13 protein-coding genes are annotated in these 15,575 nt (G+C 74.3%); 5 read left to right on the forward strand and 8 right to left on the reverse strand.

Annotated elements, in window-relative coordinates; translation table 11 throughout:
- Nucleotides 1-23 precede the first annotated feature (23 nt).
- Nucleotides 24-1,028 carry a zinc-binding dehydrogenase gene (locus ACVCAH_RS30485; RefSeq protein ID WP_447139719.1) on the reverse strand — a complete coding sequence of 335 codons (1,005 nt, stop codon included), beginning with the start codon at nt 1,026-1,028 and terminating at the stop codon, nt 24-26.
- A 152-nt stretch (nt 1,029-1,180) separates the two neighbouring features.
- Here ACVCAH_RS30485 and ACVCAH_RS30490 point away from each other — a divergent pair, with 152 nt between their 5' ends.
- Together ACVCAH_RS30490 and ACVCAH_RS30495 are read left to right on the forward strand one after the other, a co-directional pair.
- The gene (locus tag ACVCAH_RS30490; RefSeq protein ID WP_447139690.1) at nt 1,181-1,900 is read left to right on the forward strand and encodes a spermidine synthase; all 720 of its coding nucleotides are present in this window, start codon (nt 1,181-1,183) and stop codon (nt 1,898-1,900) included.
- A gap of 148 nt (nt 1,901-2,048) precedes the next feature.
- On the forward strand, nt 2,049-3,056 hold the full coding sequence (locus ACVCAH_RS30495; RefSeq protein WP_447139691.1) for a hypothetical protein: 1,008 nt from the start codon (nt 2,049-2,051) through the stop codon (nt 3,054-3,056).
- Between the two features lie 170 nt (nt 3,057-3,226).
- Here the strand turns inward: ACVCAH_RS30495 and ACVCAH_RS30500 are convergent, their stop codons facing one another.
- The 7 genes from ACVCAH_RS30500 to ACVCAH_RS30530 all read right to left on the reverse strand — a co-directional run bounded on the left by ACVCAH_RS30500 (nt 3,227) and on the right by ACVCAH_RS30530 (nt 12,300).
- A complete protein-coding gene (locus tag ACVCAH_RS30500; protein ID WP_447139692.1) occupies nt 3,227-5,047 on the reverse strand; it encodes an acyl-CoA dehydrogenase in 1,821 nt (606 codons plus the stop codon).
- 179 nt (nt 5,048-5,226) lie between these two features.
- Nucleotides 5,227-6,387, reverse strand: a complete 1,161-nt coding sequence (locus ACVCAH_RS30505) for a hypothetical protein (RefSeq protein WP_447139693.1) — start codon at nt 6,385-6,387, stop codon at nt 5,227-5,229.
- Nucleotides 6,384-6,905 carry a SigE family RNA polymerase sigma factor gene (locus tag ACVCAH_RS30510; protein WP_447139694.1) on the reverse strand — a complete coding sequence of 174 codons (522 nt, stop codon included), beginning with the start codon at nt 6,903-6,905 and terminating at the stop codon, nt 6,384-6,386. The genes ACVCAH_RS30505 and ACVCAH_RS30510 overlap by 4 nt, the downstream gene beginning before the upstream one ends.
- A gap of 103 nt (nt 6,906-7,008) precedes the next feature.
- The gene (locus tag ACVCAH_RS30515) at nt 7,009-8,523 is read right to left on the reverse strand and encodes an ATP-binding protein (RefSeq protein WP_447139695.1); all 1,515 of its coding nucleotides are present in this window, start codon (nt 8,521-8,523) and stop codon (nt 7,009-7,011) included.
- Between the two features lie 81 nt (nt 8,524-8,604).
- Entirely contained in the window at nt 8,605-9,774 is a 1,170-nt protein-coding gene (locus ACVCAH_RS30520) for an alanine--tRNA ligase-related protein (protein WP_447139696.1), read from the reverse strand.
- A gap of 271 nt (nt 9,775-10,045) precedes the next feature.
- Complete coding sequence (locus tag ACVCAH_RS30525; protein ID WP_447139697.1) at nt 10,046-11,197, reverse strand: fatty acid desaturase family protein; 1,152 nt, start codon at nt 11,195-11,197, stop codon at nt 10,046-10,048.
- 14 nt (nt 11,198-11,211) lie between these two features.
- Nucleotides 11,212-12,300 carry a ferredoxin reductase gene (locus ACVCAH_RS30530; protein ID WP_447139698.1) on the reverse strand — a complete coding sequence of 363 codons (1,089 nt, stop codon included), beginning with the start codon at nt 12,298-12,300 and terminating at the stop codon, nt 11,212-11,214.
- A gap of 84 nt (nt 12,301-12,384) precedes the next feature.
- Between ACVCAH_RS30530 and ACVCAH_RS30535 the strand changes: the two genes are divergently transcribed.
- The 3 genes from ACVCAH_RS30535 (at nt 12,385) to ACVCAH_RS30545 (ending at nt 15,561) form a co-directional block, all read left to right on the forward strand.
- Nucleotides 12,385-13,626 (forward strand): PucR family transcriptional regulator, encoded by a 1,242-nt coding sequence (locus ACVCAH_RS30535; RefSeq protein WP_447139699.1) that lies wholly within the window; start codon nt 12,385-12,387, stop codon nt 13,624-13,626.
- Between the two features lie 142 nt (nt 13,627-13,768).
- Entirely contained in the window at nt 13,769-14,701 is a 933-nt protein-coding gene (locus ACVCAH_RS30540; protein WP_447139700.1) for an SDR family oxidoreductase, read from the forward strand.
- A gap of 26 nt (nt 14,702-14,727) precedes the next feature.
- On the forward strand, nt 14,728-15,561 hold the full coding sequence (locus tag ACVCAH_RS30545) for a helix-turn-helix transcriptional regulator (RefSeq protein ID WP_447139701.1): 834 nt from the start codon (nt 14,728-14,730) through the stop codon (nt 15,559-15,561).
- Nucleotides 15,562-15,575 lie beyond the last annotated feature (14 nt).

Raw genomic sequence — 15,575 nt, forward strand, 5'->3', positions numbered from 1 at the left:
TGCGTGGCCGACGAGCGGTGCGGTCAGGGCTGCAGGATCAGCCGGATCGGGTTGCCCTGTTTGCTCTGCACCCGCCGCACCGCCTGTTCCGCCTCAACCAGCGGCAGCACGTCGCTCACCGACCCGGACAGGTCCAGTCGCCGCTGCCGGGCCAGCGACACCAACTGCACCACGTGCTCGGCCTCCGAGCCGTAGTGCCCGAGCACGGCCTGCTGGAGGTAGTTGAACGGGCTGTCCGAGGCGATGGTCACCGGCTTGTTGGCGATGCCCGCCAGCACCAGCCGCCCCCGCCGGCCGAGCACCGTGAGCGCCTGCTCGCGGACCGCGGTCACCCCGGCGAAGTCGAACGCCACGTCCAGCCCCCGGCCGTCGGTCAACCCCAGCACGGTGTCCCGGAACGCGCTGTCGCCCGGGTCGAGCGCCGCGTCCGCGCCGAGCGTCCGCGCCCGCTCGCGGGCCGCCGCCAGCGGCTCCACCGCGATCACCGGGGCGGCGCCGACCAGCCGCAACAGCTGCACGGCGTGCGCGCCCAGCCCGCCGACGCCCCAGACCGCGACCGCCTCACCGGGCCGGGTCCGCCCGGTGTCGGTCACCGCCGCCCAGGGCGTGGAGACCGCGTCGGGAATGATGCAGGCCTGCTCGAACGGCAGGTCGTCCGGAATCGGCACCACGGTCTCCTGGCTCGCCACCGCGTACTCGGCCCAGCCGCCGTCGTAGTCCACGCCCCGGGTGAAGACGGTGCCGCGCCGGTCCCTCTCCCCCGCCTGGAGCAGCACCCGCTGGCCGGGCTGCCAGCCCTCGACTCCGTCACCGAGCGCGTCGACCACGCCGGCCACCTCGTGGCCGAGGGTGACCACGTCGCCGGGCAGGTAGAGCGGGGTGAGCGTGCCGTCGATCAGGTGCACGTCCGACAGGCACACCCCGGCCGCCGCGACCTTGATCCGCACCTGCCCGGGCCCCGGATCGGGCACCGGCACCGTCTCCAGGCGCAGTGCCCGCTCCGCCAGGTGCAACCGTCCGGCCAGCATCTCCGCCACCGTGTGTACTCCCTGTCCGGCCCCCGTCGGGCGCCTCGGCCAGCCCGCATACCCGGCGACGGCGGATGGATGCGCCCGCCCGGGCGCGGACCGCCCGCGCGCCGGCCGCGTGCCGGCCGCCCCGGCGGGTAGCATCCGGGCCCGTGGGTGTGCGATTCGAGGAACTGGCCTGGCGGGAGACCCCGATCGGCGCGATCAGCCTGCGCCGGCGCCGCGACCCCTTCCTCGACACCGAGGTGTACGAGGTCAAGCTCGACGACGAGTTCCTGATGTCCAGCCTCTTCCCGGTCGCGGAGATCGAACTGGCCCGGCTGGGCCTGGCCGCGCTCGCCGACCCCGCCGTCGACGTGGTCGTCGGCGGCCTCGGCCTCGGCTACACCGCCCGGACGGCGCTGGCCGACGAACGGGTCCGCTCACTGGTCGTGGTGGAGGCGATCGCGGACGTCATCGACTGGCACCGGCGCGGGCTGCTGCCCTTCGCGGCCGGGTTGGCCACCGATCCGCGGACCCGGTTCGTCCAGGCGGACTTCTTCGCCGCGGTCGCCGACGGCACCGGCTTCGACCCGGACGCCCCCGGGCGACGGTTCCACGCCGTGCTGCTGGACGTCGACCACTCGCCCCGCCAGGTGCTGCACCCGAGCCACGCCGCCTTCTACACCCCGGAGGGGCTGCGCCGGCTCGCCGCGCACCTGCACCCGGACGGGGTGTTCGCGCTCTGGTCGGACGACCCGCCGGATGCCGGCTTCGAGGCGGTCCTCGCCGAGGTGTTCACCACGGCGCGGGCGCACGTCGTGCCATTTCCCAACCCGCTGACCGGCAGCGATTCGGCCAACACCGTCTACGTCGCGCACACCCCGGCCTGACGACGCGACGCCGGGCCGTGCCCGGTTCCGCCCGGCCGTAACTCGGCCATGGTCGGCGATCCGACAGCGCTGCAACCTCCCGGCGCCGTCACACGTCCTGCCGTGTATCGAGGCCCGGACAGCCGGGCCGCACACGGGGGAGGAACCCATGACCAACGTTTCCCGGCGCCGGATCCTGGCCGGTGTGGCCGCCGGCCTGATGGCCGCCTCGTTCGGCATCGCCGCCACGCCTGGCACGGCCACCGCGGCCACCGGGCAGAGCATCCGCCTCTGCGCCATGCGGCCGCTGCCGTTCCCGGCCGATGCGTACCGTGCGACGGCCGACGCGGTCGACCCGACCGGCCGCTTCATCGCCGGTTCCGGCCGGCGGAACACCGCCGGCGGCGCCACCGAGCCGCTGCTGCTGGTCTGGGACGAGGGCCAGCTGACCACCGTCGCCTCGCCCCTCGTGGAGGAGATCGCGGGCGTCAACGCCGACGGCGCGGTGATCGGCAACGGCTGGGTGAACGGCGTGAGCCAGCCGTGGCGGTACCGCGCCGGCCAGCTCGAGTCCCTGCCCACCGGCACGTTCAGCTACGTCGGCGTCTCCGCGATCAACGGGAGCGGGAACATTGTCGGCTCCGGCTACACCCCCACCGGCGAGCAGGTGGCGCTCCTCTGGCCCGCCGCCCGACCGGGCACGGTCGAGGTGCTGGACGCGCCGGCCAACGCGGCCGCGCGGGACATCACCGACGACGGCACGATTGTCGGCAGCGCCGGTGACTTCGGAGCCTGGACCGGCTGGGTGCGCACGCCGGCCGGCGAGATCCAGCCGCTGACCCTCGCGGGTGCGACCGGGTCGCAGGTCGACGCCGCCAGCGGCCGGTACGTGATCGGCCGGGTCAACCTCGGCGAGCCGAACCAGGTGAGGGTGCGGTGGGACCTCGTCAAGGGCACCAGCGTGACCCTGGACCCGCGGTTCGCGGTGCTGAGCGACGTCAACCAGCACGGCGTGGTCGTCGGCGGCGACCGGATCAGCCGGGGTGCCAGCTCCGTGGTCCTGCCGGGTGGCGGCACCGGCATCACCATCGGGGCCCGCGCCATCGCCGACAACGGGACGGTCGTCGGCTTCCACAACAGCACCCGCGTCACCGCGGTGCGCTGGACCGGCTGCTGACCACCGGCCGAGACCTGCGCGTAGGTCAGCAGAGGTGAGGCAGGTGGCCCTCGACCGTCATCCGACGGTCGAGGGCCACCTGCCGCTGCGTCGACGGGCGGCGGGCCGAGTCGGACGATGCGGCGCCGGATTCCCTGGCCGACAAGGACAGGCGGGCCGCCCGGCCAGGGTCAGAACCACTCGTCGCGCATCTCCAGCGTGGTGCGGTCCAGGCTCTCCAGGAGGTCGAACTGGGGGCCGGTGCGGGGCAGCTCGTAGCGGAAGAAGTACCGCGCCGCCTGCCGCTTGCCGGCGTAGAAGGCCATCTCGTCCGCGGAGTCGGCCGGGCCGGCCGCGGCCTCGACGGCGAGCAGCTGCTCCAGCCACATCCAGGCGATCACCACGTGGCCGACCGCCTCCAGGTAGATGCTGGCGTTGGCCAGCGCCAGCTCGGGGTCTTCCCGTTCCCACAGTCGCCGGGTGACCAGCGGGACCCGGTCCAGCGCGCCGCCGAGCCGGGCGGCCAGCTCCGCGGCCTCGCCCTCGGCCTTCCAGGCCCGGCTCACCGTGGCGCGGATGGTCTCGATCAGCAGCGCCAGCCCCGCCCCGTCCCGCATGGTCATCTTGCGGCCGAGCAGGTCCAGCGCCTGGATGCCGTGGGTGCCCTCGTGGATCGGGTTGAGCCGGTTGTCCCGCCAGTGCTGCTCCACGTCGTAGTCGCGGGTGTAGCCGGAGCCGCCGTGCACCTGGATGGCCAGGTCGTTGGCGGCCAGGCACCACTGCGACGGCCAGCTCTTGGTGATCGGGGTGAGCACGTCCAGCAGCAGGCGGGCCCGGTCGCGATCGGCCTCGGCCGGTGCGGTCTTCTGCTCGTCGAGGAGCCGGCCGCAGTAGAGCACCAGCGCGAGCGCGCCCTCCACGTAGCTCTTCTGCGCCAGCAGCATCCGCTTGACGTCGGCGTGGGCGACGATCGGCACCTGCGGCGTCGTCGGGTCCTTGTCGGCCACCGGGCGGCCCTGCGGCCGCTGTCGGGCGTACGCCACGGACTTCAGGTAGCCGGTGTAGCCGAGCGCCGTGGCGCCGGCGCCCACCCCGATGCGCGCCTCGTTCATCATGTGGAACATCTGCGCCAGACCCTGGTGCGGCTCGCCGACCAGGTAGCCCACCGCGCCGGGACGCCCACCCGGCCGTTGCACCCCCTCGCCGAAGTTGAGCAGGGTGTTGGTGGTGCCCCGGTAGCCCATCTTGTGGTTGAGGCCGACCAGCACCACGTCGTTGCGGGCGCCCAGCGCCCCGTGGCCGTCGACGAGCACCTTGGGCACGATGAACAGGGAGATCCCCTTGACCCCGGGCGGGCCGCCCGGAATCCGGGCCAGTACCAGGTGCACGATGTTCTCGGCGAGTTCGTGGTCCCCACCGGAGATCCACATCTTGGTGCCCCGCAGCCGGTACGTCCCGTCGTCCTGCGGCTCCGCCCGGGTGGTGATGTCCGCCAGCGAGCTGCCGGCGTGCGGCTCGGAGAGGCACATGGTGCCGAAGAACCGGCCCTGCACCATCGGCCGGACCCAGGTGTCGATCTGCGCGGCGCTGCCGTGCGCCAGCAACAGGTTGGCGTTGCCGAGGGTGAGGAAGGGGTACGCCGACGTGCCCACGTTGGCGGCCTGGAACCAGGCGAAGCAGGCCGCCGAGACGGCGTGCGGCAGCTGCATGCCGCCGATCGCGGAGTCCAGGCTGGCGGCCAGCAGCCCGGTCTCGGCGAACACGTCCAGGGCCGCCTTGACCTGCGGGATCAGCCGCACCCGGTGCCCGTCGAAGGTGGGCTCGGTGAGATCGGCGGCGCGGTTGTGCGGCGCGAACCGCTCGGCGGCCACCTGCTCGGCGAGTTCCAGCACGGCGTCGAAGGTCTCCCGCGAGTGCTCGGCGTAGCGGGGCCGTTCGGTCAACCGCACCACGTCCAGCCATTCGTGCAGCAGGAAGCGCAGGTCGCGGCGGGACAGCAGAGTGGACGTCACGGGTCTCCTTCTTCCTCGGCGGGCCGGACGTGCGGCACCGCGACCCGGCCCGGACGACCTCCCGCAGCTCATCCTGGCTGATCGGGCCGCCCGACGCACCAACCGCGCACCCCCGCCGCGTCGCGCCGGACTGACTGGTCCCCGTCACGCCGGGTCGGCCCGCGGGCGGTCCCCGTCGGCTACACCGGCCGCCAGGACGCCGGGTCGTCCCAGCCGTCCACCAGCCGGATGGACGCGGCCAGGTCGAGCCCGCCCGCGCGCCCGCCCAACGCCGTCTTCCCCGCCACGGTCTCGGAGGCGACCTCGCTGACACAGCCCGTACAGCCACCGGGCAACTGGGCGACCCGGTAGACGGCCATCCCGGCGGGTCCGTCGTCAGCCATGGCGCGCCGGCCGGCCACGGTGAGACCGGGCGGGAACTGGCTGCCGTCCCCGGCGAAGATCCCGTTGCTCAGGCCGAGCACGAAGTCGGCCCGGACCTTGTCCGACCCGACGGTCGCCGGGAGCACGTATCGCAGGGACGCATCCAGCCACTGGCCGCGAAACGTCCGTGTGAGGGTGCCCTTCAACACCGCGCCGGCGGGGACGTCCACCGGCGTGAACGGGACGGTAACCGGCCGGTAATCCCAGACCAGACCCTCGGCGACCTGGCGGGCCAGATCCTCCGGCCGGTCGTACTCCCGCACGCTGATCGCGATCCAGCCGTCCGGGGCGTACTGCCAGGAGAGGACGGAGTCCTTCCCGTGGGTGTAGAGGAACGCAGGATGCCCGTTCACCGGCGCCACGGTCGCGCCGGGCAGCGGGACCACCGGCGGGGGGCCACCAAGTCGGCGGTCCTCGACCCGTTCGCGCTCGTTGAAGAAGACGTCCACCCCGCGCGCGCCCATCCGGACCGTCACCGACGCGCTGAACGCCATGATCGGCCCCGGCTCGACCGGCCCGCCCGGGCTGATCGCGTCCGGCACGCTCGCGTTGACCGTCACCCTGCGGTCGTCGGTCTCGTAGGTCTGGTGACCCACGTTGTCGGGCAGCGAGCCGAGTCGGAACGGCTGCCGGGTCGGGTCGAACCGCTCTGGCGCGACCGTGGGCGGGCCGGACGGCGGTGTCCCGCTGTCTGCCGGTGTCGGTGTCCGCCCCGGCCCGGCGCCGCCGGCCAGCACGGATGCGCCGAGCAGCGCGACCGCGGTCAGCACGGCGGCCCCCGCGACGGCGAACCGCCGCCGGCGCAGCAGCCGCTCCCCACCGGCCAGCAGCTCCGCGGCCGGCACCCCGCCAGGCGGCAGCTCGTCGGCCATCCGGGTCAGCACGGCGCGCACCGCCCGCTCCTCGTTGTCGTTCACCGCGCCGCTCCCTCCGAGTTGTCCAGCGGCAGCCAGCGGCGCAGCGCGGCGAGTCCACGTGCGGTCTGGCTCTTCACGTTGCCGGTCGAGCAGCCGAGCACCCCGGCCGTCTGCTCGACAGAGAGGTCCGCGTAGAACCGCAGCACCAGCACGACCCGCTGCCCCGCCGGCACGGACGCCAGCGCGCGGCGCATGGTGACCGCGTCCACCACGGCGTCGCCGGGGCCGGGTGGATCGTCGCGGGGCACCGGCTCGGGCGTACGGTCCAGCAGTCGCACCCCCCACCAGCGGGAGCGCCGTTCCTCCTGGAAGACGCGCACCAGCATCCGGTGCACGTACGCCTCGACGTCGTCGGCGCCGCGCACCCGCTGCCACTTCAGGAAGAGCCGGGTGAGCGTCTGCTGCACCACGTCGTCGGCCCGGTGCTGGTCGCCGGTGAGCAGGTAGGCGGTGCGCCGCAGCTTCGGGGTCGCGGCCGTGACGAACTCGACGTACTCGTGCCGTTGTGTCGCCTGCATCAACCAACCCCCGTCCGGCTGCCCTCACCCTAGGGATGGGCACGGCGGGCGATCCGGTTGCACGAGCGGACCCGCGTCCCGTCGGCTGGAGTCGGGCGGACCGTCAGCCGCGGCGCAGCCCGGCGAGGCCCTCGCGCAGGTCCTGCTGGTTGATCGGACCGACCGGCGCCGCGCCGGTGGCCTCGCGCATCGCCTTGGCCAGCTGCACCCGGCGCAGCACCTCGCGGAGGTCCGCGCCGGTGAGCCCCGGGCTGAGCGCGGCCAGCTCGGCCGGGTCGACGTCCTCGGCGAACATCCGGAAGTCCGGCCGCTCGTGCCGGGCGATCAGCTCGCGGACCATCTTGGCGATGATCTCGGCCCGGCCGGCCTCGTCGGGCGGCGGGATGGAGAGCTTCACGTCGAACCGGCCGGACCGGATGAGCGAGGCGTCCACCCGCTGCGGGAAGTTGGTGGTGGCCACCACGATGACGTTCGGGTTCTCCTCGATCAGCGTGTTCATCTCCTGCTTGAAGATGCCCGCCACCGCGTTGACCGCCTGGCTCGCCGCGTCCCCGCCGGCGCCCGCGTAGCTGATGATGCTGTCGAACTCGTCGAACAGCAGCATGGTGGGCTCGCGATAGCGGCGCGCCTCCCGGAAGATCTGCTTGATGTTGCGCTCGGAGCCGCCGAGCCACTTGTCCAGGATCTCCGGGGTGCGGATCTCCCGGAAGTCCGCGCCGATCTCGTTCGCCAGCGCCCGGGCCAGCATGGTCTTGCCGGTGCCGGGCGGCCCGTACATCAGGATGCCCTGCGGCCGGCGGGCGCCCCAGCGCGCCATGACCTGCGGATGGCGGAACGAGATCGCGATCTCCCGGAACTGCGCGACCACCTCGGCGAGCCCGCCCACCTGATCGAGCGTGACCGCCTCGCTGCGCGCGGCCGGCCGGGCCGGCACCGGCGCCGCCGGGCGCCGCAGGACGTACGCCCGGCCGCGCAGCACCCGCGGCTCGGGGCCGTCGCCGGCCAGTTCCCGGACCACCTGGAGCAGCAGCCCGACCAGAGCCCGCAGGTGCGCGGGCGTGACCGCGTCGGCGGGCACACCGGCCCGGACGGTGACCGCCTGGCCGCCGGTCGCCGGCACCTCGGCGATCTCCGGGCGCAGGCCGAGCGCTTCGGCCTCGGCCAGCACCTCGGCGCCCGCCGGGTCGGCCGGGTGCGGCCGGTCGGCCAGCGCGGTCGCCCGCGGGGCGTCGAGGCCGAGCCGGCGGGACGCCTCGGCGGCCACCCGGCCCGCCCGGGCGGCCAGCGGCCCGGCCGTCGGCCCGGCAGCCGCCAACCGCCGGACCAGCAGCACCCCGGCCGGGCCGGCGACGCCGAGGGCGAGCCAGCGCAGCGGCCCCTCCACCAGCCGCTCGGCGGCGACCGTGCGGATCTCCGCCGCCATCACACAGGTCCCGTCGTCGGGACGCAGGGTGAGCCGGACGTCGATCACCGGGGCGGGCAACGACCCACGGAGCCGCAGCTCGACGGGACCGGTGCGGGCCGAGGCCAGCAGCCCGGCCGGGTCGACGATGGCGACCCGGGCGCCGAAGCGCTCGACGGTGTCCTCGTCCGGTCGGAGATGGTGCTCTTCCGGCATGCTCCCCCGCCCCTCGACGCGACGGCATCGACCAGGCAAAGTGTGACAGGCACCCCGCGGCCCCGCCACCGGCCGGGCCCGTCAGCCGACCTCGACCAGGTGGTCGACCAGGTCGCGGGGCAGCCCGTGGGTGTCGTGCAGCCAGCGGTAGTCCTCACCGGTGAGCGGCCCACGGGAGCGCCGCCGGGTGACCACCGGCCGCCCCCGGCGCAGCAGCCCGCGGAACCGGCGCTCCTCGTCGCCGAGCACGTCGAGCAGCTCGCCGACGTCCGTACGCTGCCCGAACCGGTCGAGGGTGTGCCGCATCGGCTCGGTCGGCAGGTCCGACAGGCTGCGCGACGGGTCGTCCCGCCACAGGGTGGTGAGGACCCGGCGGACCAGCCGGCGCAGCACGTAGCCGCGGCCGGTGTTCGACGGGCGCACACCGTCGCCGATGACGACCACCCCGGAGCGGAGGTGGTCGCAGACCCGGCGCACGGAAACCTCGTCCAGGTGCCACAGGTCGCCGACGCCGCGCACCCACGGCCGGAAGCCCTCGCCCTCGAAGACCGACCCGAGGCGGCCCAGCACCATCTCCAGCCGCTCCAGCCCCATCCCGGTGTCGACGTTGGGCTGCCGCAGCGGCTCCAGCCGGCCGTCGTCGCGCCGGTGGTAGCGCATCTGGACGTGGTTCCACACCTCCATCCACCGCTCGTCGGTGCCGGGGGTGCCCCGGGGCGGGCCGTCCCCGGTCCACACGAAGATCTCCGAGTCCGGTCCGCACGGCCCGGTCGGGCCGTTGGACCACCAGTTGTCCTCCCGGGTCAGCTCCACCGGTACGCCGAGTTCCGCCCAGGTCTCCAGCGAGATCCGGTCCGGCCCGAGCTGGTCGTCGCCGCCGAACACGGTCACGTGCAGCCGGTCGCGCTCGACGCCGAAGCCGTCGCGCAGCAGCTCGTACCCCCAGCGCAGGCTCTGCGAGACGTCGTAGTCGCCGAGCGACCACGAGCCGAGCATCTCGAACACGGTCAGGTGGGTGCGGTCGCCGACCTCGTCCAGGTCGGTGGTGCGCAGGCAGCGCTGCACGTTCACCAGCCGGCGGCCGAGCGGGTGGGGCCGGCCCTCCAGATAGGGCGTCAGCGGGTGCATCCCGGAGGTGGTGAAGAGGACCGGGTCACCCGGCGGTGGGATGAGCGAGCTGTCGGGCACCAGCAGGTGGCCGCGCTCGCGGTAGAAGTCGACGAAGGTCCGGACGATCTGGTCGCGGTTCATGGCGGTGGCCTTTCGGGTCGTTGGTGACCGGAAAGGGCCGCGGGCGCGGGGAGGGAGCCGTGACACGAAAACGCCGGCGGACCGTTTCCGGTCGCCGGCGAAGGGGTCGGGAGATCAGGCGGCGGCGACCGACGAGCTGGCAGCTCGTGCGGTCGCGGCGATGCTTCGGCGCCTGGACTCCATGCCCCCGACTGTACGCGTCCCCGCCGCCGTCGCCCAGCGGGTTCGCCCGGCGCCGCCGCCCGGGCTGCCCTGACGGCGGCGGGGCCGGTCAGCCGCCCAGGGACGGGGCGAGGGTGCGGGTCGGCCGGTCCTCGGCCGGGCGCGGGTTGGCCGGGGTCCGGTTGGGCAGCGAGAGCCGGAAGACCTTCCGCCAGGCGGAGAAGACCTGCCGGGGCAGCGACCCGGTGGTGTAGTTGAGCCCGTACCGGGCGAAGAGCGCCCGAACCTCGGGGGCGATCTCCTGGTAGCGGTTGCTCGGCAGGTCCGGGAAGAGGTGGTGCTCGATCTGGAAGGAGAGGTTCCCGGTCATCAGGTGCAGCAGCCGGCTGCCGCTGATGTTGGCCGACCCGAGCATCTGCCGCAGGTACCACTCGCCGCGGGTCTCTCCCTCGATGGACCGCTTCTCGAAGGTCTCCACGCCCTCCGGGAAGTGGCCGCACATGATCACCGAGTGGCTCCACAGGTTGCGGATCAGGTTGGCGGTGAAGGTCGCGGCCAGGGTGCTGAGGAACGAGGGGCCGGAGAGCAGCGGGTGCAGCACGTAGTCCTTCAGCACCTGCCGGCGGATCTTGCGAAGCACCGCCTTGGCCCGGGCCCGGAACTGCGGGTCCCGGCGCCGCCCCCGCTGCAGGTTCTTGCCCAGTTCGAGGTCGTACGCGGCGATGCCGTATTCGAAGAAGCAGGCGTTGATGAAGTTCCACAGCGGCTGGCCGAGGTGCATCGGGTGCCACGGCTGGTCCTCGTCGACCCGCATGATGCCGTAGCCGAGGTCGTTGTCCTTGCCGACCACGTTCGTGTACCGGTGGTGCAACTCGTTGTGCGAGTGCTTCCACTGGTCCGCCGGCGAGACGTGGTCCCACTCCCAGGTGGTCGAGTGGATCTTCGGGTCGCGCATCCAGTCCCACTGGCCGTGCAGGACGTTGTGCCCGATCTCCATGTTCTCCAGGATCTTGGCCACCGCGAGACCGGCGGTGCCGACCACCCAGGCCGGCGGGAAGAGCGAGAACAGCAGCACCGCCCGGCTGCCCAGCTCCAGCCGGCGCTGGGTGCTGATGACCTTGCGGATGTACGCGGCGTCCCGCTCGCCCCGGCTGGCCACCACCCGGTCGCGGATCGCGTCCAGTTCCCGGCCGATGGCCTCGATGTCCTCGGCCGTCAGGTGCGCGATCGGGTTGTCGGGCTTCTTCTGGATCACGGTCACGTCGGGGTCTCCGATCAGAGGTCGAGGTCGCAGGGGCCGGCCGCGGCCGACACGCAGGTCTGCACGAGGACGCCGTCGCCGGGCACGGCGGTGGTGAGCTGGCCGTTGCGCAGGTCGCGCACCGCGCCCTGGCGCAGCGGGAGGACGCAGCCGAAGCAGATGCCCATCCGGCAGCCCGAGGGCATCAGCACCCCGGCCCGCTCGCCGGCGTCCAGGAGGGGCGTGGCGCCGTCGGCCTCGACGGTCACCGCCGCCCGGGTGAAGGTGACCGTGCCCCCCTCGCCCGGCGTGACGACGGTAGGCCGGAACCGCTCGGTGTGCAGCCGGTCGGCTCGCCCGCGCGACGCCCAGTGCTCCTCGACCGCGTCGAGCAGGCCGACCGGCCCGCAGGCCCAGGTCTCGCGCTCCAGGTGGTCGGGCACCAGGGCGTCGAGGTCGGCGACGTCCAGCAGGCCGTCGGTGTCGGTGTGCCGTTCCACCAACCGGATCGCCCCGTCGGCGGCGAGCCGGCGCAGGTCGGCGCCGAAGATCACGTCGGCCGCCCCGGGCGCGGAGTGCACCACCACCACGTCCGTGCCGGCGAGCCCGCCCGCGCGCAGCATCCCCATCACCGGGGTGATCCCGCTGCCGGCGGTCAGGAAGAGGACCCGCGCCGGGGCGGGGTCCGGAAGGACGAAGTCGCCCTGGGCCTGGTCGAGCTGCACGATCGTGCCGGGCCGCAGCCGGCGGACCAGGTGGTTGCTGACCAGCCCGTCGGGGATGGCCTTGACGGTCACGGCGATCGGCTCGGCGCGCCGGCCGGGCGCCGAGGTGACCGAGTAGGCCCGCCACTGGCGTACGCCGTCGACGTCGACGCCGAGCCGGACGTACTGGCCGGGGATGTGCCGGCGCCAGCCGCGGCCGGGCCGGATCACCAGCGTCGCCGCGTCCGGGGTCTCCGGGCGGACGGCGAGGACGCGGCCGCGCAGGTCGGCCGAGCGCAGCGGGGCGACGAGGTCGAGGTAGTCCTCGGGCAGCAGCGGGGTGGTGACCGCGGCGGCCAGCCGGAGCAGCCCGCCCCGGACGGACCGTTTGGCCCGGGGGGCGGGGACAGTCGTGGTCATGTCTCGATGGTCGCGGCGGCCTGGCATAAAATCTTGGCCTGGGAAGGTGAAGCGGTCCGGCTATCTTGTGCGGGGAGAACAAACGTGGCGGAGGGCACCGGGGCGACCCACCGCGCGGCCCGGCTGGAACTCGACGAGCGGCTGGCCCGCGCCCTGCGCGACCGGCTGCCGCTGCTCGCCGAGCGCACGGTGAGCGCGATCACCGCCGAGGTGCCCAGCTACTCCGGCACCCTCACCGGCCAGATGCGTGACAAGATCGCCAACGCGGTGCAGATCGCGCTCGGCACGTTCCTCCAGTTGCTCGAGCGGCGGCAGGCCGGCGACCCGAGCACCCCGCTGGTCCCGGCGCTGGAGGCCGCGTACGCGCTGGGCAGCGGCGAGGCGCGCTCCGGCCGGAGCATGGACGCGCTGCTGGCCGCCTACCGGGTGGGCGCCCGGGTCTCCTGGCGGGAGATGTCCGCCACCACCGTCGAGGGCGGGCTCGCCGCCGCCACCGTGGCCGAGTTCGCCGAGCTGATGTTCGCCTACATCGACGAGCTCTCCGCGGCCAGCGTCGCCGGTCACGCCGACGAGCTGGCCAGCGTCGGGCGGGCCCGGCGGCGCAACCTGGAACGGCTGACCCAGCAGCTGCTCACCGGCGAGCCGGAGGAGGTGCTGCTGCGCAGCGCCGAGCGGGCGGACTGGCCGCCGCCGCAGACCCTCACCGTAGTCCTGCTGCCGCGGGCCAACCTGCGCGCGGCGCTGGCGCTGCTCGACGAGCACACGCTGGAGAGCGGGGAGGACCTGCCCGCGGCGGAACCGGGCGCGGAGATCGCCGTGCTGCTCGTCCCGGACGCGCACGGCGCCCGGCGCCGGCAGCTCACCCGGGTGTTGCACGGCCGGCGGGCGGTGCTCGGCCCGGCCCGCCCGTGGACCCGGGTGGCGTACGCCTACCAGCGCGCCGTGCGGGCGCTCGCGCTCGGCGTCGCGCACCCGGCCGACGGCGCCCCGCTGGACACCGAGCGGCACCTGGCCGAGCTGCTGCTCGGCACGGACCCGGAGGCGCTGGCCGACCTGCGGGCCCGGGCGCTGGCGCCGCTGGCCGGGCTGCCGCCGGCCACCGCGGACCGGCTCGCCGAGACGCTGCGCTCCTGGCTGCTGCACCAGGGCCGGCGCGACGACGTGGCGGCCGACCTCTTCGTCCACCCGCAGACCGTGCGCTACCGGATGGGCAAGCTGCGGGAGCTGTACGGGGACCGGCTCACCGACCCGGCCAGCGTCCTCGACCTCACGGTGGCCCTGGCGTTCCGGCCGCCGGCCGGGCCGGGCGCGGTGGACCCGGTCTGATCCCTGAATCGGGTTGCCCGGGCGACATCGCCGCTCATCCTGGTACCGGCGATCCCTGGACAGGCCTTCTCTGGATGCCGCCCGCGGCGGACGCCATCGTTGGCCGCGGCCCAGAGGAACACCACCGACCAGGGAGTTTGTTGTGCGTGACGTGCAGGTACCCGATCTGACCGGAAAGCTCGCCGTGGTGACCGGCGCCAGCGACGGGCTCGGCCTCGGCCTGGCCGTACGCCTCGCCCGCGCGGGCGCCGACCTGGTGCTGCCGGTGCGTAACCCGGCCAAGGGCGCCGCGGCGGTCGACAGCATCCGCGCGGCGGCGCCGCGCGCCGTCGTCTCCACCCGGCAGCTCGACCTCGCCTCGCTCGACTCGGTCTCGGCGCTCGCCGACTCGCTGCACCGCGACGGCCGGCCGATCGAGATCCTGATCAACAACGCCGGTGTGATGGCGCCCGCCACCCGGCACACCACCGCCGACGGCTTCGAGCTCCAGTTCGGCACCAACCACCTCGGCCACCTGGCGCTCACCGGGCGCCTGCTGCCCCTGCTGCGGGCCGGCCGGGCCCGGGTCACCACCATGTCCAGCAGCGCCGCCCGCTCCGGACGGCTCGACTGGGACGATCTGCAGAGTGAACGGCGCTACTCGCCGGTGCGCGCGTACGGCGCCTCGAAGCTGGCCAACCTGCTGTTCGGTCTGGAGCTGCACCGGCGCAGCACGGCGGGCGGCTGGGGCCTCACCAGCAACGTCGCCCACCCCGGCACCACCCTGACCAACCTCTACGCCGCCGGCCCGAACCTGGGCCGCGACCGGCGGTCCCCGTACGAGTCGATCATGAAGCGTCTCGCCCGGTGGGGGCTGCTGGTGCAGTCCGTCGACGCCGGCCTGCTGCCCGCCCTGCACGCCGCCACCAGCCCGCAGGCACAGGGTGGCCGCTTCTACGGGCCGGACGGTCTCGGCCAGTTCACCGGCGGCCCGACCGAGCTGGCCGTCTACCGGGCGGCCCGCGACGCCGAGGCGGCGGCCCGGCTCTGGGCCGTCTCGGAACGGCTCACCGGCGTCACGTTCCCCGCCCCCTGAGCCGCGACCACCAGAAAGGAGTGCCGATGGACCGGGCGCAACTCGCCGGCTTCCTGCGCACCCGACGCGCGGCGCTGCAACCCGAGGACGTCGGGCTGCCCCGGGGGCCGCGGCGCCGCACCGGGGGGCTGCGCCGGGAGGAGGTGGCCGCGCTGAGCGACATGTCCACCGACTACTACACCCGGCTGGAGCAGCAACGCGGCCCGCACCCGTCGGAACAGATGCTGGCCGCGCTCGCCCGCGGCCTGCGCCTGTCCCTGGCCGAACGCGACCACCTGTTCCGCCTCGCCGGCTACGCCACCCCGCACCGTGCCCTGCGCGCCGACCACGTCAACCCCGGCATGATGCGCATCCTCGACCGCCTGCAGGACACCCCCGCCCAGGTGGTGAACCAGGTCGGGGAGACCCTCGCGCAGACCGGGCCGGCGATCGCGCTGCTCGGCGACGCGAGCCGGCACACCGGGCTGGCCCGCAGCGCGCACTACCGCTGGTTCACCGACCCGGCGGCCCGGCTGGTCCACCCCGCCGAGGACCACGCCGCCCACAGCCGGCTGGTCGCGGCGCACCTGCACGGCGCGTACACCCGCGACGGCCGGGGTTCCCGGGCGGCCGCCGTCGTCGACGCGTTGCTGGCCGGCAGCGACGAGTTCGCCGAGCTGTGGCGGGAACATCCGGTGCAGGGCGCGTACTGCCCGCCGAAGCGGTTCCTGCACCCCGAGGTCGGCCCGCTCGAGCTGCACTGCCAGACCCTGGTGGACCCGGACCAGTCGCAGACCCTGCTGGTCTACACCGCCGAGCCGGGCAGCGAGAGCCAGGAGAAGCTGCGACTGCTCTCGGTCCTGGGCGGTCAGCGCTTCTGACCGTGCCGCGTCCG

The sequence above is a fragment of the Micromonospora sp. LZ34 genome, from assembly GCF_052981855.1.

Coding starts and splice junctions, on each gene's coding strand:
- ACVCAH_RS30530 (WP_447139698.1), bottom strand. CDS start 12,300: ATGACCACGACTGTCCCCGCCCCCCGGGCCAAACGGTCCGTCCGGGGC.
- ACVCAH_RS30510 (WP_447139694.1), bottom strand. CDS start 6,905: ATGCAGGCGACACAACGGCACGAGTACGTCGAGTTCGTCACGGCCGCG.
- ACVCAH_RS30495 (WP_447139691.1), top strand. CDS start 2,049: ATGACCAACGTTTCCCGGCGCCGGATCCTGGCCGGTGTGGCCGCCGGC.
- ACVCAH_RS30485 (WP_447139719.1), bottom strand. CDS start 1,028: ATGCTGGCCGGACGGTTGCACCTGGCGGAGCGGGCACTGCGCCTGGAG.
- ACVCAH_RS30545 (WP_447139701.1), top strand. CDS start 14,728: ATGGACCGGGCGCAACTCGCCGGCTTCCTGCGCACCCGACGCGCGGCG.
- ACVCAH_RS30520 (WP_447139696.1), bottom strand. CDS start 9,774: ATGAACCGCGACCAGATCGTCCGGACCTTCGTCGACTTCTACCGCGAG.
- ACVCAH_RS30515 (WP_447139695.1), bottom strand. CDS start 8,523: ATGCCGGAAGAGCACCATCTCCGACCGGACGAGGACACCGTCGAGCGC.